Source organism: Bradyrhizobium sp. Ce-3, from assembly GCF_022835695.1.
Lineage (GTDB): Bacteria > Pseudomonadota > Alphaproteobacteria > Rhizobiales > Xanthobacteraceae > Bradyrhizobium.
This window is the reverse complement of sequence record NZ_BQUV01000006.1, coordinates 478,569-501,161: the sequence shown is the minus strand read 5'-3', so window position 1 is coordinate 501,161 and position 22,593 is coordinate 478,569. Positions and strand designations below refer to the sequence as shown.

The following is a 22,593-nucleotide window of genomic DNA, read 5'->3' as shown; positions in this document are numbered from 1 at the left end:
TTGCGAGCCTGGTTCACTGGCGTCGAATTGCAGTGCGCCCTCTCCCGCTTGCGAAGTGAGCCGTGACGCATGACCATCGATGCCTCGATCGACGACATCAGCCCCGCCGCGGCCACGCCTGCGGTCCCGGTCGATCATTTGTTGACGGCGCCGATCCTGCCGACGCTGCTGCGGCTGGCGGTCCCCAACACCATCGCGATGTTCGGCTCGACGCTGGTCGCAGTCGCCGAGACCTCCTACATCGGCCGGCTCGGTACCGAGCCGCTGGCCGGCATTGCGCTGGTGTTTCCGTTTGCGATGCTGACGCAAATGATGTCGGCCGGCGCGATGGGCGGCGGCGTCTCGTCGGCGATCAGCCGCGCGCTCGGCGCCGGTGACCGCGACCGTGCCGCCGATCTGGCGCTGCATGCGGCCATCATCGGCGCCTGCGCCGGGCTGTTCTTCACGGTGATGATGCTGGGCTTCGGTCAAAACTTCTATGCGCTGCTCGGCGGACGCGACGGTGTGCTCGAGCAGTCGATGCACTACTCGCAAGTGCTGTTCTCCGGCGCGATCTCGATCTGGCTGGTCAACACGCTCGCCTCCGTCGTGCGCGGCACCGGCGACATGCGCGTTCCCTCGATGACGCTGATCGGCGTCTCGTTGACGCAGATCGCGGTTGGCGGCGTGCTCGGTCTCGGGCTGTTCGGCATGCCTGGTCTCGGCATGCGCGGCGTCGCCGCGGGCCAGCTCACGGCGTTCACGTGTGGCGCGATCTTCCTCGCCTGGTATCTCGGCAGCGGCCGCAGCCGGTTGAAGCTCGATTTCGCTGCGTTCAGCTTCCAGCGCGCGATGTTCCTGGACATCCTGGAAGTCGGCGCGATCTCATGCCTGTCGCCGCTGCAAAGCGTGCTGACCATCCTGATCTTCACAAAAATCCTCGCCGGGTTCGGCACCGAGACGCTGGCCGGATACGGCATGGGCTCGCGGCTGGAATTCCTGCTGATCCCGATCGCGTTCGCGGTCGGCGTCGCCTCGGTGCCGATGGTCGGCATGGCAATCGGCGCGGGCCTCGTGACGCGGGCCCGCAAGGTGGCATGGACCGCCGGCACGGTTGCCGGACTTGTCGTTGGATTGGTTGGGTTTGTCGTCGCACTCAAGCCGACGCTTTGGATTGCGCTGTTCACCAGCGATCCCGGCGTGACGGCGGCCGCCTCGTCCTATTTCGCGTTGGCCGGCCCTGCCTTCGGCTTCTTCGGCGTCGGCGTCTGCCTTTATTTCTCCTCGCAAGGTGCGGCCAAGGTCGGCGGCCCGGTGCTCGCCGGGACCATCCGCCTGCTGCTGGTCGGCATCGGCGGCTGGTGGCTCGCCGCCGCGAGCGCCCCCGCATGGACGCTGTTCGCACTGGTCGGCGGCGCCATGGTGGCGTTCGGCCTCGCCACCATCATATCGATCAAGCTGGCCCGCTGGGGATAACTATCGTGGTGCAAAGGCGCGTTGCCCGAGCATGACCATCCGGGGAAGAAAGCAGCAAAATTTTCCGGGCACCGGGCGCCTGATCGCGCGAATATGACATTGCAGAAATCTTTCGACTTGTTATGCAGGCCGACTTCTTGGGGAATAGCCATGGCCTGCAAATTCGGATTCGTGATCGCAATCATCGCGACGGCACTCGCCGCGCCTGCCGCACATGCTCAGGGCGCGCCTGAGCCTTTCGGCATCTGGCAGACCCAGGCGGGCGATGCCCGCGTCAGGATCAGCAAATGCGGCGGCGGCATCTGCGGCGTGGTGGTGAGCCTGCGCGATCCGATCGATCCGATGACCGGCAAGCCGCAGGTTGACAACAAGAATCCCAATCCGTCGCTGGCCAACCGGCCGATCATTGGGCTGTCGCTGTTCTCCGGCATGCAGCCTGTGGCCGCAGGCAAATGGTCGGGCCAGATCTACAATGCCGATGACGGCGGCACCTATGCGAGCAGCGTCACGGTGACCGGCGAAAGCACGCTCCGCGTCGAAGGTTGCGTCGGCGCGCTGTGCGGCGGCGAGACCTGGTCACGCGTCGGGCGGTAAAGCCGAGCCGCGACGGGACTGCGCGCCCTCGCCCCGCTGGTGCGGGGAGAGGCTAGAAAAACACCTACACCGCGCGCGTCTTCAGCACGGTGGCGGCCGAGGCGTAGCCGCCGCGGGCGCCGTCGATGAAGTGGACGTGGTCGGCGCGCATCACCGACGGCGTGAAGCAGGTCATCATCGCCGCATCCTGCTCGTGCAGGCCGTAGCGCACGATGCCCTGCGCGGCGGCGGCGACGAGGCGCTGCTCGATCTCGGCGGCGAGCTCCGGCGTGCAATCCAGGATCATGCGCAGGCCGTCGTCGAACTTGCGGAAGTCGGAATTCTCGACCACCTGCTGCAGATAGAGCTTTGGCGCGAATTTGCCGACCTTGAGGCCGAGCCGAAACACGACGAAGGCCCAGAACGCAAAGCCCAGCACCGCGGCGCGCCGCAGCGCCAGCGGTCCGCCGAACCGCTTGGCGCGCGCTTCGTATTCGATGCCCTGCGGTGGAAAGCGCAGCGGCGGGCCGCCCGGCGGCACCGGCCTGCCGGCATCGGGACTCTTCTCGATGCGGACGACGAGGTCCTCGATCACTTTACGGAAGGAAGCCGGATCGGCGCCTTTTGCCGGCAGCACCAGCACCGAGAGGATGACGCCGCGCGCGGACGGCATCACCTCGAAGCGGCAGGACAGGCCGGACAGATCGGGCTGCGTCCCCTCAGGCGCCGGATCGACCGCGAACTCGCCGCGCTTCATCGCGGCGTCAGCGTAAGCCAGACCGCCGCCTGAGAACATCGCATAGGACAAGTTGGCCGACGGCCCGAAGCGCGCGACGCGCACATCGGCGCCTGCGGCACGGATCGCGGCCATCGGCACCAACGCCACGCGTAGCACAAGGTCAAGATCGTCGCGCACCCAGCGCGCGGTCGCCGCCAGCGCCTCGCGCGCTTTGGCGAGATCGGCAGGCGCGACCGCAAAGCTCGCGCCATCGCCGCCGAACACGAAGGGAAATTCACGGCCATCCAGCGCATTGGTGACGGCGGCGACCACCGCGGCGCCGGCCATGTTGACCGCCTTGTAGCGCTGCGCCGCGATCGCCTTGGTCGACTCCACGATGTCGGCGACGCCGACGCTCCAGTCATCGGGCAGCGGCGCATACAGTGCCGGATCCATCAGGCGCGCGAAGCCGCGAAACACCGGAATCCCGCCGTAGAAGATCTCGCTGCCGCCAGCCATCGCAACGCCGTGTTGTTTCCGCCAAGGGGCTGTCTAGCAGATACGTCGCAGTTTGCGATCAGGTTTTGAAAGGGAGGCAAGGATCGAGCGAGGTCCCGTCACCATGAGGAGCGGGCCCTTGCGCGCGTCTCGAAGGGTCGACGGCCACCAGCCGGGCCGTGCATCCTTCGAGACGCGCTACGCGCTCCTCAGAATGACGGGGATAGAGGGCTCACGCCGCCTCGCCTGCCCTCCTCCACGGCGGAAACGGATCACGCAACGTTGCCCAGGTCTGCGGGTCCATGCCCGGTCGGCCGGCAACAAGGCAGGCATCGAGACGGCGGCGGATCTCGTCCGCGTTCATGCCGGAGCCGATGAACACCAACTCCTGCCGGCGATCGCCGTAGAGATCGTTCCAGCTCCGCTGCATCATCAGCCGCCAATCCGGATGATCCGGCCAGTGCTCGCGCGGGATCGCCGCCCACCATGAGCCGAGGCCTTCGGTACGAACGATCGCGCCTGCCTGGCTCAGCTCGCCGCACCAGTCCGGCCGCGTCGCGATCCAGAAATGACCTTTGGCGCGGATCACGCCGCCCCAGCTCTCGCGCAGGAAGCCGTGAAAGCGCAGCGGGTCGAACGGGCGCCGCGCGCGATAGACGAAGCTCGTGATGCCGTACTCCTCGGTCTCCGGCACATGCCCGGCAAAACCGTAGAGCTCCTTGTGCCAGAGCGGATGCTGCTGCGCGCGCTCATGATCGAAGCGGCCGGTGTCGAGCACGCGGTCAAACGGCACCTTTGCGAAGTCGGTCTCGACGATGTCGGCGTCCGGATTGAGCGCGCGCACGATGGTGCGGGCGGCCTCGCGCTGCGCCGGCGTCGCGGCATCGACCTTGTTCAGCACCACGACATCGGCGAACTCGATCTGCTCGACCAGCAGATCGACCAGCGTGCGCTTGTCGCCGTCGAGCGCCTCGCCGCGCTGGCTGAGGAAATCGGTCGAGGCATAGTCTTTCAGGAGATTGGCGGCGTCGACCACCGTGACCATGGTGTCGAGCCGCGCGACGTCGGACAGGCTCCGGCCATCTTCGTCGCGAAACTCGAAGGTCGCGGCGACCGGCAATGGCTCGGAGATGCCGGTGGATTCGATCAGCAGGTAATCGTAGCGGCCGCTCTCGGCCAGCGCGCGGACCTCCTGCAGCAGATCGTCGCGCAGGGTGCAGCAGATGCAGCCATTGCTCATCTCGACCAGCTTTTCATCAGTCCGGGACAGGTTCGCACCGCCATCGCGAACGAGGTCGGCGTCGATGTTCACCTCGCTCATGTCGTTCACAATCACCGCAACCTTCAGGCCGTGGCGGTTGGTCAGGACGTGGTTCAGCAAAGTGGTCTTTCCAGCCCCGAGGAAGCCGGACAAGATGGTGACGGGGAGTTTTGGCATCGAGATCAAACAGTTGCTGGAGGGATGGGCGGCGGCGGGACATGGGGCACTGGACTATGTAATGTTATAACATAACAACATTCAGGCATGGACTTGTCAAGCGCCTGGGCCGAGGCGCGGTCAGTTTGCCGTTCTCACAAATGCGTAGCCCGGACGGAGCGCAGCGAAATCCGGGGCCGCGCTATCCATGGATGGACCTGTCCCCGGATTGCGCTTCGCTTCATCCGGGCTACGAGCAGCTCAGTCTCGTCATGCCGAGGAGGCCGCGCAGAGGCCGTCTCGAAGCATGCGCGGCCCCGCGGCAACAGCTGGGCCGTGCACCCTTGAGGCTCGCAAGAGCTCGCATCTTAGGATGACGGGGCAAGGGGGCTACGAACTTCGGCTACTTCCCCAATCCGCGCAGCACGAGCTGGTTCATGCGGCTGGCGAAGGCGGCAGGATCGTCGGGCATCTCGCCATCGAGGATCTGCGCCTGCTCGAACAGCAGGAGCGACAGATCCTTCGCCTGCGCGGTGTCAGCCGCAAGTGCTGCGACCAGCGGGTGGCGCAGATTGATCTCGAGCACCGGCTTGGTGATCTCGCCGCGGTTCTGCTGGGCGAGCAGCCGCTCCAGCGCGCGGTCGCGCGCGTCGCCGCCGGCGACCAGGCACGATGCGCTCGCGGTCAGCCGCTGCGAGGCGCGGACGTCGGAAACGCGCTCGCCAAGCGCGTCCTTGATCGCGGCGATCGTGGTCGCGGCATCGGCCTGCGGCTCGTCCGTCTTGTCCTGCTTGTCGTCGACGAGCGGGATCAGGCCGAAATCGACATCGCCCTGGCTCAGCGACTTCAACGGCTTGCCGCCGAAATCAATCGGCGCTGAGGTCCAGAATGCATCGACCGGATCGGTCAAGAGCAGCACCTCGATGCCGCGGGCGCGCGCCGATTCCAGCTTCGGGTTCGACTTCAGCCGCTCGATGCTGTCGCCGACCAGATAATAGATCTCGGTCTGGTTCGGCTTGAAGTCGTCGACAATCTGCTTCAGCGAGCGCTTCTCGCCGGACGTCGTGGTGAAGCGCGCCAGCGCCAGCAGCTTCTCGCGGCGCTCGAAGTCTTCCCACAGGCCTTCCTTGATCACCGGGCCGAACGCGTCCCAGATCTTTGCGAAGGTCTCCGGCTCCTTCTCGCCCAGCGCCTCGAGCTCGCCGACGACGCGGCTGGTGACGGCCTTGCGGATCTGCGCGAGCTGCGGATTGTTCTGCAGCATCTCGCGCGAGATGTTGAGCGGCAGGTCCTCGCTGTCGATCACGCCGCGGATGAAGCGCAGATACGCCGGCAGCAGCTCGGCGTCGTCGGCGATGAAGACGCGGCGGACATAGAGCTTGACCTTTCCCTTGCGCTCGACCTGGAACAGGTCGAACGGCTTTTGCGACGGCGCGAACAGCAGCACGGCGTAGGACTGCCGGCCCTCGGCACGGTAATGCAGCGTCATCGCCGGCTCGTCGAACGCGCCCGCGATCTGCTTGTAGGCCTGCGCATAATCTTCCGGCGTCAGCTCGGATTTCGAACGCTGCCACAGCGCGCTCGCCGAATTGATCTGGCGCGGCTCGCCCTCCTCCGGCACCAGCAGGATCGGGAACTGGATGTTGTCGGAATATTCGCGGACGATGCGCTCGATCTCGTAAGCCTCGAGATATTTAGCGGCGTCCTTCTTCAGATGCAGCACGATCTCGGTGCCGCGCATGATACGCTGGGCGGCCTCCTCGCTCGCGGGGGCGATCTCGAAGCCGCTGCCGCCTTCCGACGTCCACACCCACACCTCGTCCGAGCCGGCGCGGCGGCTGGTGACGACGATCTTCTCGGCGACCATGAAGGCGGCATAGAAGCCGACGCCGAACTGGCCGATCAGATTGGCGCCGTCCTTGGCTTCCGTCAGCTTCGACAGGAACGATTTGGTGCCGGAGCGCGCGATGGTGCCGAGATTGTCGATCAGCTCCTGGCGCTCCATGCCGATGCCGGTGTCGACCACGGCCAACGTGTTGGCCGCCTTGTTCGGCACGATCCTGATTTCGGGCGGCGTACCGTCGGTGATCAGGCCGGGATTGCCGATCGCCTCGTAGCGCAGCTTGTCGCAGGCATCCGATGCGTTCGAGATCAGCTCGCGCAGGAAGATATCGGTCTCGGAATAAACCGAATGCACCATCAGGTGCAGCAGTTCGGCAACCTCGGCCTGGAACGGCTGGGATTCGGCGGCAGCAGTGGTGGTCATGCGGAAACTCGGACAAACCTGAGGTGGCGGGAAAGCCCTGATATAGCGCGATCGCGTCGCGTGGCAAGCCACGTGAGGGGAACCTTCAATCCGAGATCGCCGCGATATAGCGCTCCGCCGAACGGTCGAACGCCGCCTTGGCGTCACTCGCGATGTTCTTGCCCCACCAGGCGCCGTAGATCCGATCATAGGCCAGCGGCGCGACCGTGCGCGCGATGCGGCGGACCGCCGTGGCATTGAGCGGGATGTAGTTCGGGTACGAGTACATGAAGCTGACCGAGCGGCGATCCATCGCCACCATCGCGATGTCGCCGGTCAGCAGCGCGCCGCGCCCGTCGGCGCCCTTGCGCCAATGCAGCATGGTGGCGCCGGCGAAATGCCCGCCGCCCCGCACCAGCAGAATGCTGTCGGAGATGCGGTGGCTGTCGCCCTGCCACGGCACGATCGAGGAGTAAGGCCGCGTCACCCACTGCGCATCGTCGCCATGCAGATAGACCGGCGCATCGTCGAACGCAGCGCTCCAGTCGGCGACCGCGCCATAATAATGCGGATGCGAGATCGCAATCGCCTTCAGGCCGCCGAGCGCGCGTACATGCGCGATCGCCTGCTCCGTCGCGAGCGGCACGCAGTCCCACATCACGCAGCCGCCGCTGTCGGGCACCAGCAGCGCACGCTGCCCGATCGCGAATGACGGCTCGAGTGCCAATCCAACCAAACCAAGATCGTCGCGCCAGACCAGTTTGTGCCGTTGCGCGAGCTCTTCGCGCGTCAGCCAGACCTGGCCCTTCCAGTTCACATATTGCCGCTCGTCCTCGCAGATCGGGCAAGCTGCCGGCGGCGTCGCGGTTTCAGGAAATTGCGCACCGCATTGTTCGCAGGTCCACAGGGGCATTGGCGATCCTCCACGCCGAACAGATAGCGCAAATCGAGCGGCCCGCCAGATCGCAGGCCCGTGATGTCCAGTGGAGCAGCGGTCACTCGGGCGAAGGCGCTGACGTCCGCATGCCCGCAACCAGGATATCGACCATCCGCCTGGCGGCCTGCATGCCATCCGGTCCGGCTCCCAAATTCGCGACGCCGGCCAGTGCGCGCAGCAGATCGAACCCGTCGAGATCAGAGCGGATGTCGCCACTTTCGGCCGCACGGTCGAGCAACTGCGCAATCGCCCGCTTCATCTGTTCCGTGGATGCCGAATACAGTTCGGACGTGCCGCCAACGAGCGAATTCAGCGCCTCCTGCATTCCGCGTTTGGCGGCCATGTAATCGACAAACAGCAGCAACCATTCGCGCAAGGCACCGACCGGCGCATGGGTCTCGGCCAATTGCGTGGCGGCGGCGACCAGTTGCTCGGTTTCGTTGCGATAGACCGCCTCGATCAGCGCGTCACGGGTCGGAAAGTGGCGGTAGAGCGTTCCGGCCCCGACACCCGCGGTCCGTGCGATCTCATCGAGGCTGGCTCCCGGTCCCTTGTCGGCAAAAGCGGCCTTCGCGGTCTCCAGCAGGAGGACGCGATTGCGCTGCGCGTCAACGCGCGGCTTGCGGCTGGGTACGGGCTTTTCATCGACCACGTTGCAGAGGCCCCTTGATAAACGGAGAGTGTCTCCGTATTTAAAACGGAGACAGTCTCCTCTTATCAGAAAAGCAGTTGGTAAACAATGGTTTGCCGACACGGGAGAGCTGTGCTCACAGATCAAGGAGAAGAACGATGGCGGACCATTTCGGAGCGACCTCCACCACCGATGAGGTGCTGGCGGGGATCGATCTGAGCGGAAAACGTGTGCTGGTCACCGGCGTCTCGGCCGGGCTTGGCGTGGAGACGGCACGCGTGCTGGCGGCTCATGGCGCCGAGGTGGTCGGCGCGGCGCGTGATCTCGCCAAGGCGGAGCGCGCCACCAGCGAGGTTCGTGCCCAGGCCGCGAAGGGCGGCAGCCTCACGCTGGTGGAACTCGACCTCGCCTCGCTGAAGAGCCGTGCGTGCCTGTGCGGATGCGCTGGTCGCCGATGGACGGCCGTTCGACGCCGTGATCGCCAACGCCGGCGTGATGCGAACGCCGTTCGGGCACACCGCCGACGGTTTCGAAACGCAGTTCGGCACCAACCATCTCGGCCATTTCGTGCTGGCCAATCGCATCGCCGCGCTGATCGCGCCTGGCGGACGGCTGGTGAACGTCGCCTCGTCCGGCCATCGCTATTCGGATGTCGATCTCGACGATCCGAATTTCGCGCGCACGCCCTATGAGCCGATGATCGCCTATGGCCGGTCCAAGACCGCCAACATCCTCTTCGCGGTGGAATTCGACCGGCGGCACAAGGCACGCGGCGTGCGCGCGACGGCGCTGCACCCGGGCGGCATCAGGACCGAGCTCGGCCGCCATATGGCGCCTAACGAACTCGACGCGCTGGTCGCGCAGATCAATGCCCAACTGGCCACCCAGGGCCAACCGCCGTTCCAATGGAAGACGATTCCGCAAGGCGCCGCGACCTCGGTCTGGGCGGCATTTGTCGCGCCGGTCGAGAAGGTCGGCGGACGCTATTGCGAGAATTGCCAGGTGTCCGAGATCACCGATGGACCGATCAGCCCGGTGAGCCCCGGCGTCCGGTCCTACGCACTCGATCCGGCGCGCGCCCAGGCGCTCTGGGCGAAGAGCGAGGAGATGGTCGGCGAACGCTTCTGACGGCGTGCCGCGGCCGATGCAGAACGCAGTCTGCGTCGGCCGCGATTGTCAGATCAAAGCGGTTCAATGCTGGCGCCCCAGTTCCATCTGCATCTCCGCCGGTGCGATACCGAACTTCCTGCGGAATGCGCGGTGGAAGTAGGACAGGTCGTTGAAGCCGACCGTATAGGCGATATCGCTGACCTTGCGGCCGGCGCCCTGCGCGTGCAGCAGCAGTCGGCGCGCCAGCAGCAGGCGCTGCTCGAGCACAAACTCCGAGAACGTGGTTCCTTCGGACGCGAACAAGCGTTGCGCCTGGCGCGTGCTCAGCGCATTCGCCTTGGCGATCGCCTCGATCGTCAGCCTGCCATTGTCGAGATTCTTCAGCACGTCGGCCTTCATCAGATCGAGCCGCGTCTTCGCCAATCCGTCCCGCGCAGCCAATTCCTTGCTCTCGGCACTGCTACCGAGCACGAGACCGACCAGATCGGCCAGATGATACGCCGCCGCCTGCTGGCCCGGCATGTCCAGATCGTCGGCAAGCTCGGTGCAGAGCGCCGAATAGCGCTCAATCATCGCGCTCAAGGCGGGCTCCCGTCCGAGCGGGCGCGCCAGCTGCGTCTCGACTGATGGCGCGACCTGTAGCAGCAGGCGCCGAGGAAACCGCGTCGTCGTAAAGCTGCCGGATTGGGTGAGATCGGCGGTGCCGACGATATTCATTTCGGTCAGGCACATCTGGCCGCGCTTGAGCTCGATCGACGTGCTTGCTTGTGTGACCTGCACCGTGCCGCGCGTCGCAAAAATCAGCACGAGGTCGTCGCAGCCGTCGTCCAGAAGTGCGCGGGTGCGGGCAAAGCGGGCCGAGCCGCCGCGTGGCGTTGCGATCGCGACCGAATGCAGCAGCGTGAATTCGTTGTGGCAATCGATGCTGACGTCGTCGGCCGGTCCGACGTCGAGCCGGCAGAAGCCGCGGCAAATGCCCTCGCGCCACGCCTCATAGGCTGGCCCTTTCGCCAGGCCGTGATGGAAAATCGAGAACCGGTTGGGCACCTGTGTCTCGGACATGATCCGTGCTCCGAAAGCGCGATCGACCGAAACGGGGCGATGAACGATCGCGTTCTGCCCGGCGTGCGCATGTCGTTGCTGTCCCTACGCTTGGCGCGACGGTCCACGACTCCGGCGGGGAGCCTGATACCACTCCGCCGATTGACGGTAAAGCTATTCACGAGATGCAACCCTATGATGCGAAGCGCGAAAGCCGGGAATAAAACGGCGCAGCAGTTTCGTGAGGCCGCGCTGCCATGGCTCGACGATGCCTATGCGTTCGCCCAGGTGCTGATGCGAACCGAGGCGGACGCCGAACAGGCCGTGCAGGACTGCTACCAGCGCGCGCTGCGCCAGTTCGACGGCTTTCGCGGCACCGCCATCCGGCCGTGGCTGCTCGCGATCCTCAAAACTGTCTGCCAGGAGAAGCTCGGACCTAAAGTCGTCCAGAAACGCGGCGAGAAGCTCGGTCGCGGCGACACACCGACAATCCGGCAACTCATCGACGAACTGCCAGCGCCGCTCGGCGAGGTCATCGTTCTGCGCGACGTGATCGATCTGTCCTACAAGGAGATCGCCGAGGTCACCGGCGTTCCCGTCACCAGCGTGATGTCGCGCATCGCAGCAGCCCGCGCGCACCTGCTCGCAGCACGGCGCGCCGCTCGCGAGGCGGCGGCGCGCGAAACGCTGCTAGCGGCCCGCGTCAAGCTGACGGTCACCCGCGCAAACGTCTCCTGAATCGCCGCCGCCATGTCTTGCCCGTTATTGCGAACGGTTCGACGTCCAGCCCTTGTACTCGGCGATGTTATCGCGCGTCACGAGTTTCGACGACAACAGCTCGACGGTCGAGGCAGGCTTTTGCCCGTTGAGCAGGCCGACGCCGATCTGCACCGCGCGGCGCGCCATGAAGAACGGATCCTGCGAGGACGACGCCTGGATTTGCGGCGAAGCCGGATCCTTCAGCGCGGCCTCGATGTCGGGGGCGCCGTCGACCGCGGTGATGACGATGCCGCTGCGGTTCTGCTGGCGTGCGGCGAGATCGGTGCCGATCGCCTGCGGATCGTTGATCGCGAAGATGGCATCGATCTTGGCAAAACGGGTCAGGTAGCCCTGCGCGACGGTGAGGCCGCCTTCGCGCGAGCCCTTGCCGTCCTGGTCGCTGGACAGCACCTTGATGCCGGGGCTTTTGCCGAGCACGTTCTTGCAACCGGCCACGCGATCGATCACGGCGGAAACCTGCGGCCCGTTCTCGATGATGACATCGCCTTTGCCGCCGAGCTTATCGACGATGTACTGGCAAGAGATCTCGCCGGCCTGGACGTTGTTGGTGGTCACCGTGGCATCGGCGCCTTCGGCTGCGGTGTCGACGGCAACGACGATGATGCCGGCGGCCTGCGCTTTCTTGATCGCCGGTCCGACGGCCTTGGGATCGCCCGGGTTGAGCAGGATCAGATCGACGCCGGCGGCGATGAAATTGTCGATCTGGGTGACTTGCTTGCCGAGGTCGTATTCGAAGCCAACCGTCGTGATCTTGACGTTGGGGTTGGTTTTCTTCGCCTCGAACTCGGCGCCCTTCGACAGGGCGACGAAGAACGGGTTACCCAGCGAGCCCAGCGAGATACCGATCGACTTCAGCTCCTTGGCAAAGCACGGCGCTGAGCCGAGGGCGAGCACGATGGCAGCGCCGGCAAATGAGATCGTCTTCATTGGCTTCCTCCCTGGTCTGTTTGAAGCTCCGGCGCGGCGACCAGTGACCGCACCCGATTTATTCTGGGTCAGGTCCGCGCCGAGCCCTGCAGCCGGTAGCGGTCGAGCGCCACCGCGCCGATGATCACGAGGCCCTTGATCACATACTGCCAGACGTCGGATACGCCGGTGAGGATCAGGCCGTTCGACAGCACGGCGATGATCAGCGCGCCGACCAGCGTGCCCCAGATCGAGCCGATGCCGCCGACGAAGGAGGTGCCGCCGAGGATCACGGCGGTGATCGCGTCGAGCTCGTAGGACTGGCCGAGCTGCAGGCCGTTGGCGGCATAGAGCCGCGCCGCCTGCATGGCGCCGCCGAGACCTGCGAGCAGGCCCGACACGCCATAGACGAAGATCAGCACCGCCCAGACCTTGATGCCGGCGAGCCGCGCCGCGCTTTCGTTGCCGCCGACCGCGTAAATGTGCACGCCGAGCACGGTCCGCCGCAGCACCAGCCAGAAGACGAGGATCACGAGCAGCGCGATCACCCAGAGCCAGGGGATCGACAGCACGCCGGGAACGAGCGTCAGCGAGCCGTTGCCGATGAAAGCGTAGGGAATCTCCGAATTGAACACCGTGGTGTCGGCGCCGAGCAGGCGCGCCACGCCGCGCACGGCGGTGAGCGAGCCCAGCGTCACGATGAAGGGCGGCAGCCGCAGCAGCGCGATGAAGCCGCCGTTGAGGATGCCGAAGGCGGCGCCCGCGAGCACCGCGGCCGGCAACCACAGCGCGCCGACGTCGGGAAGCTTGGAGACGATCAGCCCGGCCATCGCCGAGGCCGCCAGGATCGAGCCGACCGACAGATCGATGCCGCCGGTGAGGATCACGAAGGTCATGCCGGCCGCCAGCACGGTGTTGACGGCGGCCTGCTGCACCACGATGCCGAGATTCTGCGCGGTGAAGAAGCGACCGTCCGACAACAGATGAAAGCCAAAACACAGCAGCACCAGCACCGGCAGCATGCCTGCCGAGCGGATCAGCAGCCGCGTGCGCTGACGCCTCGTCTCCTGCGCGGCGGCGAGGCCGGGCGCAGTGGCGGCCTTCGCGGAAGCACCGTCATCAGGCATCGAGCCGCTCCATTCCGGTTGCAAGCGCCATGATCTCTTCCTGGTCGAGCGGCGCGGTCGCGGTTCGCTTGATCTCGCCGGCAATCAGTCCGGCGCGCATCACGATGACGCGGTCGCAGATGCCGATGATCTCGGGCAGGTCGGACGAGATCACCAGCACCGCGGTGCCCGCCTTGGCAAGATTGTCGATGATCGAATAGATTTCCGACTTGGCGCCGACATCGACGCCGCGCGTCGGCTCGTCGAGGATCAGCACCTTGGGCGTGGTGGCAAGCAGGCGCGACAGCAGTACCTTTTGCTGATTGCCGCCGGAGAGGCCGCCTGCGGCAACGCGGATGTCGGCGGCGCGAATGCCCAGCGCCGCGAATGCCTTCTTCGCGCGGTCGCGCGCCTTGTCGCGATCGAGGATGCCGCCGGGCCTGGCATCGTGACCCAGCACCGCAAGATTGATGTTGTCGAGGCAGGACATGTCGAGGAACAGGCCGAGCGCCTTCCTGTCCTCGGTGAGGTAGGCAATGCCCGCCTCGAGCGCCGCGCCGGGATTGCGGATGTCGACGGTGCGTCCTTCGATCTCGACATGGCCCGCGGTCTTTGCAGCCGCACCGATGATCAGATGCGCGAGCTCGGTGCGGCCGGCGCCGACCAGGCCGGCAAGCCCGACGACCTCGCCCGCATGCACGATCAGCGAGCAACCCTTGACGCGCCTTCCGTCGGCGATGTCGACGGCCGCGAGCACGGCGGCGCCATGCACCGCCTCGGCATCGTGCTCTTTCTTGTAGAAGGACGAGACGTCGCGTCCGACCATCAGGCGAACGATGGTGTCGGCGCGGATCTCGGGCTTGTCGAGCGAGCCGACCAGCGTGCCGTCGCGCAGCACCGTGACGCGGTCGCCGAGCGCGTAAACCTCGTCCATCCGGTGCGAGATGTAGATGATCGCGAGGCCCTCGGCGCGGAGCCGGCGGATCAGGCCGAACAACCGCTCGCTCTCGCCCGCCGACAGCGCGGTGGTCGGCTCGTCCATGATCAGGATCTTCGAGCGGGCGTGCAGTGCACGGGCGATCTCGACCAGCTGACGCTGGCCCATCGACAGGCCGGCCACCAGCGTCGACGGTGCGAAATCCGCGCCGAGCCGCTCGAGGATCGGGCCGACGCCGGCCTCCATCGCCTCGCGCGCCAGGATTCCGAACCGCGAGACCTCGCGGCCGAGATAGATGTTCTGCGCGACGCTGAGATTGGGCGCGAGCGACAGCTCCTGATAGATGATCGAGATGCCCGCCGCGCGGCCGGCATGCGGGCCGTTGAAATTCACCGGCTTGCCCTCGATGCGGATTTCGCCGCCCGGATCCGGCCGATAGGCGCCCGACAGGATCTTCATCAGCGTCGATTTGCCGGCGCCGTTCTCGCCCATCAGCGCGTGGATTTCGCCGGGATAGACCGTGAGGTCGACACCGCGCAATGCCTTGATGCTGAAGAACGACTTGGAGACCCGGCGCATCTCGAGGATCGGGTCGATCATCTTGCCTCCCCACTGCGCCGACGGCGTTGCGTCACACCCGCAAGTTGTGTTCGATTTCTCGCGCGCGTGGGCGCATTAAACAAAACGCCGCAGCGCAGGGCAATAGCTTGTGATGATCACAAATCGGGAACCGGATTCACCCCGTGGAACTGTCGGACACTCGCAGACACACTGACGTTCGTCAGCGCCTCTGGTCAGTGCCTCTCGTCAGTACCCTGGCCGGTACAGGCTGCGCCATTTCGGCAGCCGCTCGGCGTAGGCTTGCGCGAGCGCGCGGTCGGGTGCGAACGTCTCGACCCGCTGCGGCGCCGTGCAGACTGCCTCGATCGCCTCGCCCGTGACCGCAAGGCGTCCGAGCCGCGCGGCGCCGAACGCGGCGCCGGTTTCGCCATCGGCGAAGCGGTGCACCGGAATGTCGAGGACATTGGCCAGCACCGAAAGCCAGAACCGCGAACGCGAGCCGCCGCCGATCGCATCCACGGCGGTGATTGCGATTCCGCTATCTGCCAGCACGTCGCGGCAATCCGCCAGCGCGAAGGCGACGCCTTCGAGCACGGCCTGCACGATCGCGTCGCGATCGGTGCCGTGGCTGAGACCATCGAGCATGCCGCGCACATCGGGATCGTCGTGCGGCGTGCGTTCGCCGGACAGATAGGGCAGGAAGCTGACAGGCGACGGCGCTTGCGGATGCGTTCCAAGCGGGGCCAGCAGTTCGGCCTCTGGCGCCCGCAACAGCCGCGCGATCCAGGCAAGACAGGATGCGGCCGAGAGGATCGCGCCGGCCTGAATCCACATCCCGGGAACGGCATGACAGAAGGTGTGCACGGCGCGCTCCGGATTGGCGGCGATCGTAGGGGTCGGCACCAGCAGCGCGCCGGAGGTTCCGAGCGAGACGAAGGCGGCGCCGCTCCCGATCGCGCCGATGCCGACGGCGCCCGCCGGATTGTCGCCGGCACCGCCCGCGATCATCGGCCGCTTGCGCATGCCCCAGCGTTGCGCGAGTTCGCGCGAGAGCTGCGCCGCCGGTGCGCAGCCCTCGACGAGGCGCGGCATCTGGCGGCGCGACAGACCGGTCGCATCGAGCGCCGCATCCGACCAGTCCCGTCGCGCCGCATCGAGCCACAACGTTCCCGAGGCGTCCGAGATATCCTCGATCGCCTCGCCCGTCAGCACCAGGCGCAGATAGGCCTTCGGCAGCAACACCAGCCTTGTGGCCGCGAAAATCTCCGGCTCGTGTCTGGCAACCCATAACAGCTTGGGCGCCGTGAAACCCGGCATCGCCTTGTTGCCGGTGGTCGCCCGCAACGCCGGCCAGCGCTGCTCCAGCTCGCCGCATTCCGTGGCCGAGCGTCCGTCGTTCCAGAGAATGCAGGGGCGCAACGGCTTCCAATCGGCGTCCAGTAACGTCGCGCCGTGCATCTGGCCGGACAGGCCGATGCCCTCGACAGCGGCGAGCTCGGCCGGATGATCGGCCTTCAGCGCATCCAGCGTCGCGAACGTGGCGTCGATCCACTGCGCGGGATCCTGCTCGCTGTAGCCGGATCGCGGCGAGGCCACCGTCAGCGCCCGGCTGCCGCTCGCCACCACGCGCTGCGCCCCGTCGACGAGCACGGTCTTGACCGCCGAGGTGCCGAGATCGATCCCGAGATACATGGTGACTTACGTCTTTCGATCACGGCTGGGCGTACGCCTGCTGCACCGCCTTGGGGTCGGTGATGCCGTTGGCGATCAGGAGCGCGAGCAGGACGCGGGCCTTCTGCGGGTTGAGATCGAGCGCGACCGCAAAGCCGAGCTTGTCGTCCTCGACCTCGACGTTGCGGTTGACGTAGCCCGAACCGACCCGGGTCGAACGCACCACCACGACGCCCTGCTTCGCCGCCGACGCCAGTGCATCGATCGCGCCCTTCGACGAATTGCCGTCGCCGACGCCGGCCAGCACGATGCCCTTGGCGCCGCGCTTGACCGCATCCTCGACCTCGGCGGCATCCATGTTGGCGTGCGAATAGATGATGTCGACCCGCGGCAGCGGCGGTGCGTCCGGCAGCTTCAGCTTGGCACCCTTGGTTGGGGCCGCCGCCAGGAAGCGCAGCGAGCCGGTGTCGACATAACCGACCGGCCCGGCATCGGGCGAGCGGAACGTCTGGACGCTGGTCGTATTGGTCTTCTGCACCCAGCGCGCCCCATGGATGGTGTCGTTAAGCACCACGAGCACGCCGCGGCCGCGCGATTCCGGCGCGGAGGCAACCCGCATCGCGTCGTAAAGATTGGCCGGCCCATCGGCGCCGATCGCGGTCGACGGCCGCATCGAGCCGACCAGCACCACCGGGATATCGGTGTCCAGCACGTTTTGCAGGAAGAACGCCGTCTCTTCCATCGTGTCGGTGCCATGGGTGATGACTACGCCGTCGACCTCCTTGTTGTCGATCGCCGCGCGGATGCGTTTGACGAGGTCGAACCAGACCTTGTCGTTCATGTCCTGCGAGCCGATCGAGGAAATCTGCTCGGCGGAGATCTGGGCGAGCTGGTCGATACCGGGAATGGCCGCGATCAGGTTCGCTGCGCTGACCTTGCCTGAATCATAGGCATTGCCGGCGCGCGCGTTGGCCTGGCCTGCGATGGTGCCACCGGTGCCGAGCACGAGCACGCGGGCCAGCGCGCCACCGGCAGGCGACTGCTGTGCAGTGGCCGGCGAGGCAAGCCCGATCATAAGAGCTGCGGCGAGGCCGACGATCGCAGGTGCGAAGCGGGTCGATCGAAGCGAGTGCAGCATCATTTCTTCCCCCAGTGACAAACTATCTACTCACAACTCGTGGTTTTGTCGCGCAAGAAATGGACAAACTTGCGGCGGAGCCGCCGTCGGCAAGGGTTCCCGCTTTTCCCGCCGCCGCGGTGTCGTCCGGCCGGCAGCCTTGTTCTTCGGCGCGCGCCCAAATTCTTGACATCTCCGGGATGACGGCCCAACATTTTCGAAGATTCTTCGAATTTAGGTGTGCCATGCATTTCGAGCTTCCCGACGATCTCCGTGCCCTGCAAGGCCGGGTGCGCGAATTCGTGCGCAGCGAGCTGCAGCTCCATGATGCCGCCATCGAGGCGACCGGTGTGGTGCCGGACAGCGCGATGGCCGGCCTGCGGCGGATGGGACTGTTCGGCACCAACACGCCGAAAGCATTCGGCGGGCTCGGGCTCTCGATGCTCGGCAGCTGCCTCGCGATCGAGGAGCTGGCGAAGGCGCATACCGCCTTCTACTATCTGAGCGGGGTCAACGTGCATATCGGCTCGAAGGCGATCGAGTTCTACGCGCAGCCTGCGGTTCGCGACTACTACCTGCCCGAGCTCGCCAGCGGACGGATGATCGGCGCCTTCGCGCTGACCGAGCCGAACGCGGGATCCGATGCCGCCCGCATCGAGACCAGGGCGCGGCGGGACGGCGATCATTACGTGCTCGACGGCCGCAAGACCTATATCACCAATGCGCCGGTCGCCGGAGTCTTTACGGTGTTCGCCACGCTCGATCCGTCGGCGGGCGCGAAGGGCATCGCCGCCTTTGTCGTCGACGCAAAGACACCGGGCCTCGGCATCGGCCGCCTGGTCGAGATGGCCGCCGGCCGCGGCTCTCTTCATGCCGAGGTGATCTTCGCGGACTGCCGCGTTCCGCGGGAAAACCTGCTCGGCCAGGAGGGCGAGGGATTTGCCATCGCGATGCGGTGCCTGGATGCCGGGCGCACGCATTGGGGCGCCTATTGCGTCGGCGCGGCAAGCCAGCTTCTGGACTACGCGCTCGATCATGTCTCTGAGCGCGAGACGTTCGGACGCAAGCTGCGCGACCATCAGGGCATCGAGTGGCAGATCGCCGACATGGCGAGCGCGCTGCATGCCGCGCGCCTTGTCGCCTATGAGGCGGCCTGGCGCTATGACCAGGGCGATGCCGCCGCCCGCACCGCGGCGGCTGCGCTGTCGAAATATACCGGCGCCGACATGGTGCAGCGGGTCGCCGACACCACCATGCAGCTGTTCGGTGGTGCCGGTTATTCCAGGGACCTGCCGATCGAGCGGATCTGGCGGGAAACGCGGGTGGTGCGGATTCTGGATGGCACATCGGAGATCATGCGCCAGATCATCGCCCGCAACGCGTTCCGCAACCATGAGCGGCGGAACGCGCCAATCTGACAACGGCGTCTGCCACTTTATGTTGCAATAGTTCTTGGTGATCCACTTCCGCTGCCTTACTGTTTTTGCGGGATGGGAGAAGGAAGTGGCATCGGGGACGACGCTCAAGCTCAAGCAACAACGCAGCCGCGACCGGCGCGAGCAGATCCTCTCGGCGGCGACCAAGCTGTTCGGCCAGCGAGGCATCGACGGCACCTCGCTCACCGACATCGCCGCAGCGGCGAAGGTACCGCTCTCCAGCCTCTATGACTATTTCGAGGACAAGCGCGCGCTGGTGCTCGACGTGCCCGAGGGCAATTTCGAAGCGTTGTATCAGAAGACCGAGCCGCTGCTGGTGAAAGGCGGCGACCCCGCCGCGCAGCTCCGCATCATCTTCCTGACCAACTTTCAGTACATCAAGGACAACCCGAGTTGGGGCCGCGTGTTCTTCCTGGAGATCTGGCCGAGCGTCCTTGCCGCCGAGCCGCGGATCAAGAAGTCGGTCGACAAATACGCGCTGCGCTACGTGCAGCTGATCAAGCAGGCTAGCCGCGCCGGCATCTACCGCCGCAACCTCGATCCCTACACCGCGATGTCGCTGATGATGGGCGGGATGTGCCACCTCACCGCGGTCTGGCTGCTCTACGGCCGCAAATACGATTTGGTGAAGAAGGGCAAGTCGCTGTTCACCACGCTGCACAACGGATTCGTTCAGCGTTAGCCCCATGACGAGCGCGGGTCCGCGGCCCAAACGATTTGATCCAAATTCAGCGTTGTTTGACCTGCTGCTGAGATCATCCTTCCCCGAAAACCAATACACAGCTGTCGAATTCATGTTCTAGTATGACGCGGTGGGCGACCCGCGGCGGGACGCGCGGGCATTGGGATGGGAGCGAACCGATGGACGTCAAGGCTGTTCTGCCGCCGCGTGGCCGCGACTACCGGCTCGATCTGCTGCGCGGCTTCGCCAACTGGGCGATCTATCTCGATCATATCCCGAACAATGCGGTGAACTGGATCACGCAGAAGAATTTCGGCTTCAGCGACGCCGCCGATCTGTTCGTGTTCATCTCCGGCTACACCGCATCCTTTGTCTATGCGCGCATGATGCTCGAGCGTGGCACCGTGATCGGCGCCACCCGCCTGATCAAGCGGGCCTGGCAGATCTATGTCGCGCACGTCCTGCTGTTCGTGATCTACATCGCCGAGATCGGCTATCTCTCGCAGCGTTATCACGATCCGAACCTGCAGAATGAATTCAACGTCGCGGGGTTCATGCACAACCCCGCCGAGACGCTCTATCAGGGCCTGATCCTGGCGTTCAAGCCGGTCAACATGGACGTGCTGCCGCTCTACATCGCGCTGATGCTCTTCTATCCGCTGGTGCTGTGGGCGATGCTGCGCAAGCTCAATCTGACGCTGCTGGCCTCGTTCCTGCTCTATCTCGCGGCACGCCATTTCGGCTGGAATCTGCCGGCCTATCCGTCCGGCACGTGGTACTTCAACCCGTTCTGCTGGCAATTCCTGTTCGTGTTCGGCGGCTGGTTCGCGCTCGGCGGCGCCAGCGAATCGATCGATTTCATCCGCTCGCGCGCCTTCCTTTGGCTCGGCGGCGCTTACCTGCTGTTCGCCCTGGTCATGACGCTGGCGGGCCGCTTCCCGGAGCTTGGTCAGGCGATGCCGGCCTGGCTCTATGACGCCTTCAATCCGAACGACAAGACCAACCTCGCGCCCTATCGCGTGCTGCACTTCGTCGTCCTCGCCTTTTTCGTCACGCGCTTCCTGCCGCGCGAATGGGCCGGATACGAATGGCCGATCTTCCAGCCGATGCTGAAATGCGGCCAGCAATCGCTCGAGGTGTTCTGCTCCGGCGTCTTCCTCGCCGTGATCGCGCATGTGCTGCTGGTCGAGGTCTCCGGCAGCCTCTGGATGCAGATCGTGGTCAGCGTGGTCGGTATCGTGCTGATGACCGTGCTGGCCTATTACCGCTCCTGGTCGAAGAAGGTCGACAAGGCGCCCGCGAAGCCACAAGTAGCCGCGCAGACGCCGGTGGCGGCGAAGCCGGCGGAATAGCGCCGTCTCGTCTGCGACGGAGCGCGGCCAGACCGGCCGCGCGCGAGGTCCGGGGCATCAGCTATTTCGCCAGCGGCTTGCCGGCGGTCTCCGGCGCCAGGGCGATCAGCGGCAGGCCAATCACATAGATCAGCGACAGCATCGAAATCGCCAGCGGGAAACTCCCGGTGCGGGCGGCGAGCGTGCCGATCAAGGTCGGGCCGGCGGCACCGAGCACGCGGCCCATGCTGAAGGCGAAGCCGGAGCCCGAGCCGCGCAGCGCGGATGGAAACATCTCCGGCAGCCAGATCGTGAACAGGCCGAACACGCCGTTGGTGAAGAAGCCGAGCACCGGCAGCAGCACCATGAACAGCGTCAAACTGTCGAGCCATTCGATCGCGACTTCATAACTGACCACGACCGAGATCAGCCCGCCGATGAAGAACAGCACCGCGGTGCGGCGCCGGCTGCCGAGCCAGCCGGTGATCCATGGCACGAGAAGGCAGCCGATCAGCGTGCCGACATTGGTGATCAGCCCGGCCACCGCGCCCATCTCCTGGGCATGCGCCGGCGTCGCGCCGGCTGCGACCAACTTGGACGAAATCACCGTGGGCGCCCAGAAGTTCGACGACCACAGGCCGAAGATGATGCAGGCCATCATCAGCGCGGCGGCCCAGGTGGTGCGCGCCTGATCGCCCGTGAACAAGGCCGAGACCGAGGGCCGCTCGCGCGACCCGCTATGCTGAGGTTCGGGAATGTTGCTGCGCAGATACGCAATCAGCAGCGCGGGCAGAATGCCGAGCAGGAACATGCCGCGCCAGCCGAGCGTGCTGCCGATCGCGAGCGTGACGGCGGCGGCGAGGAACAGCCCGGTCGGCGTTGCCGTGTGCAGCCACCCCGCGAGCCGCACCCGCGTATTCTCCGGCACGGATTCCTGCAGCAGCGGCGTGCCCGCGGCCCATTCGCCGCCGATGCCGAAGCCGGCAACGAAGCGAAACAAGGCGAACATCACGATGCCGGTCGCAAGCCCGCACAACGCCGTGAACAGCGAGTAGACCAGCACCGTCCAGCACATGATCCTGACGCGCCCATAACGGTCGGCGGCCCAGCCCCAGACCATCGAGCAGGCCCAGCCCAGCATGAAGATCGAGAACAGCAGGCCGCCATAGATGCCGATATTGGCCTTGCTCGGCTCGATTCCGCTCGCCGGCAGCAATTCGCTCAGCGCGCTGACCAGGATGTAGGCGTACATCGATGAATCGAAGCCATCGAGCATCCAGCCGAACCAGGTCGCCCAGAATATTTTTCTCGGCGACACCGCTCCAGGCGCCGCGACCGACGGCGCTACGGCATCAACGATGCTCTCAGTCATGTTTCCTCGCACGTTTCTTCTGTGCTGATGACTATGACGAGGTTTGCGCGAGGCGACATCACCGGCAAA

Annotated in this window: 18 protein-coding genes and 1 pseudogene; 7 read left to right on the top strand and 12 right to left on the bottom strand. The window is 65.7% G+C overall.

What is annotated here, in order from left to right; translation table 11 throughout:
* Positions 1–69 precede the first annotated feature (69 nt).
* Positions 70–1,455 (top strand): MATE family efflux transporter, encoded by a 1,386-nt coding sequence (locus tag BRSPCE3_RS23115; RefSeq protein ID WP_244068559.1) that lies wholly within the window; start codon positions 70–72, stop codon positions 1,453–1,455.
* Positions 1,456–1,605: 150 nt separating this feature from the next.
* A complete protein-coding gene (locus BRSPCE3_RS23110) occupies positions 1,606–2,049 on the top strand; it encodes a DUF2147 domain-containing protein (RefSeq protein ID WP_244068557.1) in 444 nt (147 codons plus the stop codon).
* Positions 2,050–2,113: 64 nt separating this feature from the next.
* Here the strand turns inward: BRSPCE3_RS23110 and BRSPCE3_RS23105 are convergent, their stop codons facing one another.
* The 5 genes from BRSPCE3_RS23105 to BRSPCE3_RS23085 all read right to left on the bottom strand — a co-directional run bounded on the left by BRSPCE3_RS23105 (position 2,114) and on the right by BRSPCE3_RS23085 (position 8,495).
* A complete protein-coding gene (locus tag BRSPCE3_RS23105; protein WP_244068555.1) occupies positions 2,114–3,265 on the bottom strand; it encodes a DUF3095 domain-containing protein in 1,152 nt (383 codons plus the stop codon).
* 211 nt (positions 3,266–3,476) lie between these two features.
* On the bottom strand, positions 3,477–4,682 hold the full coding sequence (zigA, locus tag BRSPCE3_RS23100) for a zinc metallochaperone GTPase ZigA (RefSeq protein WP_244068553.1): 1,206 nt from the start codon (positions 4,680–4,682) through the stop codon (positions 3,477–3,479).
* Positions 4,683–5,064: 382 nt separating this feature from the next.
* Complete coding sequence (gene htpG, locus BRSPCE3_RS23095; RefSeq protein ID WP_244068551.1) at positions 5,065–6,927, bottom strand: molecular chaperone HtpG; 1,863 nt, start codon at positions 6,925–6,927, stop codon at positions 5,065–5,067.
* 85 nt (positions 6,928–7,012) lie between these two features.
* The gene (locus tag BRSPCE3_RS23090; protein ID WP_244068550.1) at positions 7,013–7,819 is read right to left on the bottom strand and encodes an MBL fold metallo-hydrolase; all 807 of its coding nucleotides are present in this window, start codon (positions 7,817–7,819) and stop codon (positions 7,013–7,015) included.
* 82 nt (positions 7,820–7,901) lie between these two features.
* Positions 7,902–8,495 (bottom strand): TetR/AcrR family transcriptional regulator, encoded by a 594-nt coding sequence (locus BRSPCE3_RS23085; RefSeq protein ID WP_244068548.1) that lies wholly within the window; start codon positions 8,493–8,495, stop codon positions 7,902–7,904.
* A gap of 137 nt (positions 8,496–8,632) precedes the next feature.
* On the opposite strand from BRSPCE3_RS23085, the pseudogene BRSPCE3_RS23080 reads away from it, so the two are divergent.
* A pseudogene (locus BRSPCE3_RS23080) lies at positions 8,633–9,602 on the top strand (SDR family NAD(P)-dependent oxidoreductase).
* A 63-nt stretch (positions 9,603–9,665) separates the two neighbouring features.
* Here BRSPCE3_RS23080 and BRSPCE3_RS23075 read toward each other — a convergent pair.
* On the bottom strand, positions 9,666–10,646 hold the full coding sequence (locus BRSPCE3_RS23075; RefSeq protein ID WP_244068545.1) for an AraC family transcriptional regulator: 981 nt from the start codon (positions 10,644–10,646) through the stop codon (positions 9,666–9,668).
* Positions 10,647–10,685: 39 nt separating this feature from the next.
* On the opposite strand from BRSPCE3_RS23075, the gene BRSPCE3_RS23070 reads away from it, so the two are divergent.
* Positions 10,686–11,363, top strand: a complete 678-nt coding sequence (locus BRSPCE3_RS23070) for a sigma factor-like helix-turn-helix DNA-binding protein (protein ID WP_309296330.1) — start codon at positions 10,686–10,688, stop codon at positions 11,361–11,363.
* Positions 11,364–11,387: 24 nt separating this feature from the next.
* Here BRSPCE3_RS23070 and BRSPCE3_RS23065 read toward each other — a convergent pair whose 3' ends face one another.
* The 5 genes from BRSPCE3_RS23065 to BRSPCE3_RS23045 form a co-directional block, all read right to left on the bottom strand.
* Positions 11,388–12,332, bottom strand: a complete 945-nt coding sequence (locus BRSPCE3_RS23065) for an ABC transporter substrate-binding protein (RefSeq protein WP_244068543.1) — start codon at positions 12,330–12,332, stop codon at positions 11,388–11,390.
* A gap of 68 nt (positions 12,333–12,400) precedes the next feature.
* On the bottom strand, positions 12,401–13,438 hold the full coding sequence (locus tag BRSPCE3_RS23060; RefSeq protein ID WP_244068541.1) for a ribose ABC transporter permease: 1,038 nt from the start codon (positions 13,436–13,438) through the stop codon (positions 12,401–12,403).
* Positions 13,431–14,954: a sugar ABC transporter ATP-binding protein gene (locus BRSPCE3_RS23055; RefSeq protein ID WP_244068538.1), complete on the bottom strand. Its 1,524-nt coding sequence runs from the start codon at positions 14,952–14,954 to the stop codon at positions 13,431–13,433. The genes BRSPCE3_RS23060 and BRSPCE3_RS23055 overlap by 8 nt, the downstream gene beginning before the upstream one ends.
* A gap of 207 nt (positions 14,955–15,161) precedes the next feature.
* Positions 15,162–16,607, bottom strand: a complete 1,446-nt coding sequence (gene xylB / locus BRSPCE3_RS23050; RefSeq protein ID WP_244068536.1) for a xylulokinase — start codon at positions 16,605–16,607, stop codon at positions 15,162–15,164.
* A 19-nt stretch (positions 16,608–16,626) separates the two neighbouring features.
* On the bottom strand, positions 16,627–17,724 hold the full coding sequence (locus tag BRSPCE3_RS23045) for an asparaginase (protein WP_244068534.1): 1,098 nt from the start codon (positions 17,722–17,724) through the stop codon (positions 16,627–16,629).
* 59 nt (positions 17,725–17,783) lie between these two features.
* Here BRSPCE3_RS23045 and BRSPCE3_RS23040 point away from each other — a divergent pair, with 59 nt between their 5' ends.
* The 3 genes from BRSPCE3_RS23040 (at position 17,784) to BRSPCE3_RS23030 (ending at position 21,173) form a co-directional block, all read left to right on the top strand.
* The gene (locus BRSPCE3_RS23040; protein WP_244068532.1) at positions 17,784–19,121 is read left to right on the top strand and encodes an acyl-CoA dehydrogenase family protein; all 1,338 of its coding nucleotides are present in this window, start codon (positions 17,784–17,786) and stop codon (positions 19,119–19,121) included.
* A gap of 85 nt (positions 19,122–19,206) precedes the next feature.
* Positions 19,207–19,821, top strand: coding sequence for a TetR/AcrR family transcriptional regulator (locus tag BRSPCE3_RS23035; protein ID WP_244068530.1), 615 nt, complete (start codon positions 19,207–19,209; stop codon positions 19,819–19,821).
* 179 nt (positions 19,822–20,000) lie between these two features.
* A complete protein-coding gene (locus BRSPCE3_RS23030; RefSeq protein WP_244068528.1) occupies positions 20,001–21,173 on the top strand; it encodes an OpgC domain-containing protein in 1,173 nt (390 codons plus the stop codon).
* 61 nt (positions 21,174–21,234) lie between these two features.
* Here BRSPCE3_RS23030 and BRSPCE3_RS23025 read toward each other — a convergent pair whose 3' ends face one another.
* Positions 21,235–22,524, bottom strand: coding sequence for an MFS transporter (locus BRSPCE3_RS23025; RefSeq protein WP_244068526.1), 1,290 nt, complete (start codon positions 22,522–22,524; stop codon positions 21,235–21,237).
* Positions 22,525–22,593 lie beyond the last annotated feature (69 nt).

Bases quoted from the DNA above. Each gene is read 5' to 3' on its own strand.
- xylB (WP_244068536.1), bottom strand. From the start codon at position 16,607: ATGTATCTCGGGATCGATCTCGGCACCTCGGCGGTCAAGACCGTGCTC.
- BRSPCE3_RS23045 (WP_244068534.1), bottom strand. From the start codon at position 17,724: ATGCTGCACTCGCTTCGATCGACCCGCTTCGCACCTGCGATCGTCGGC.
- BRSPCE3_RS23025 (WP_244068526.1), bottom strand. From the start codon at position 22,524: ATGACTGAGAGCATCGTTGATGCCGTAGCGCCGTCGGTCGCGGCGCCT.
- BRSPCE3_RS23090 (WP_244068550.1), bottom strand. From the start codon at position 7,819: ATGCCCCTGTGGACCTGCGAACAATGCGGTGCGCAATTTCCTGAAACC.
- zigA (WP_244068553.1), bottom strand. From the start codon at position 4,682: ATGCCAAAACTCCCCGTCACCATCTTGTCCGGCTTCCTCGGGGCTGGA.
- BRSPCE3_RS23070 (WP_309296330.1), top strand. From the start codon at position 10,686: ATGAACGATCGCGTTCTGCCCGGCGTGCGCATGTCGTTGCTGTCCCTA.
- htpG (WP_244068551.1), bottom strand. From the start codon at position 6,927: ATGACCACCACTGCTGCCGCCGAATCCCAGCCGTTCCAGGCCGAGGTT.
- BRSPCE3_RS23110 (WP_244068557.1), top strand. From the start codon at position 1,606: ATGGCCTGCAAATTCGGATTCGTGATCGCAATCATCGCGACGGCACTC.
- BRSPCE3_RS23115 (WP_244068559.1), top strand. From the start codon at position 70: ATGACCATCGATGCCTCGATCGACGACATCAGCCCCGCCGCGGCCACG.
- BRSPCE3_RS23065 (WP_244068543.1), bottom strand. From the start codon at position 12,332: ATGAAGACGATCTCATTTGCCGGCGCTGCCATCGTGCTCGCCCTCGGC.
- BRSPCE3_RS23030 (WP_244068528.1), top strand. From the start codon at position 20,001: ATGGACGTCAAGGCTGTTCTGCCGCCGCGTGGCCGCGACTACCGGCTC.
- BRSPCE3_RS23040 (WP_244068532.1), top strand. From the start codon at position 17,784: ATGGACAAACTTGCGGCGGAGCCGCCGTCGGCAAGGGTTCCCGCTTTT.
- BRSPCE3_RS23060 (WP_244068541.1), bottom strand. From the start codon at position 13,438: ATGCCTGATGACGGTGCTTCCGCGAAGGCCGCCACTGCGCCCGGCCTC.
- BRSPCE3_RS23055 (WP_244068538.1), bottom strand. From the start codon at position 14,954: ATGATCGACCCGATCCTCGAGATGCGCCGGGTCTCCAAGTCGTTCTTC.
- BRSPCE3_RS23075 (WP_244068545.1), bottom strand. From the start codon at position 10,646: ATGTCCGAGACACAGGTGCCCAACCGGTTCTCGATTTTCCATCACGGC.
- BRSPCE3_RS23105 (WP_244068555.1), bottom strand. From the start codon at position 3,265: ATGGCTGGCGGCAGCGAGATCTTCTACGGCGGGATTCCGGTGTTTCGC.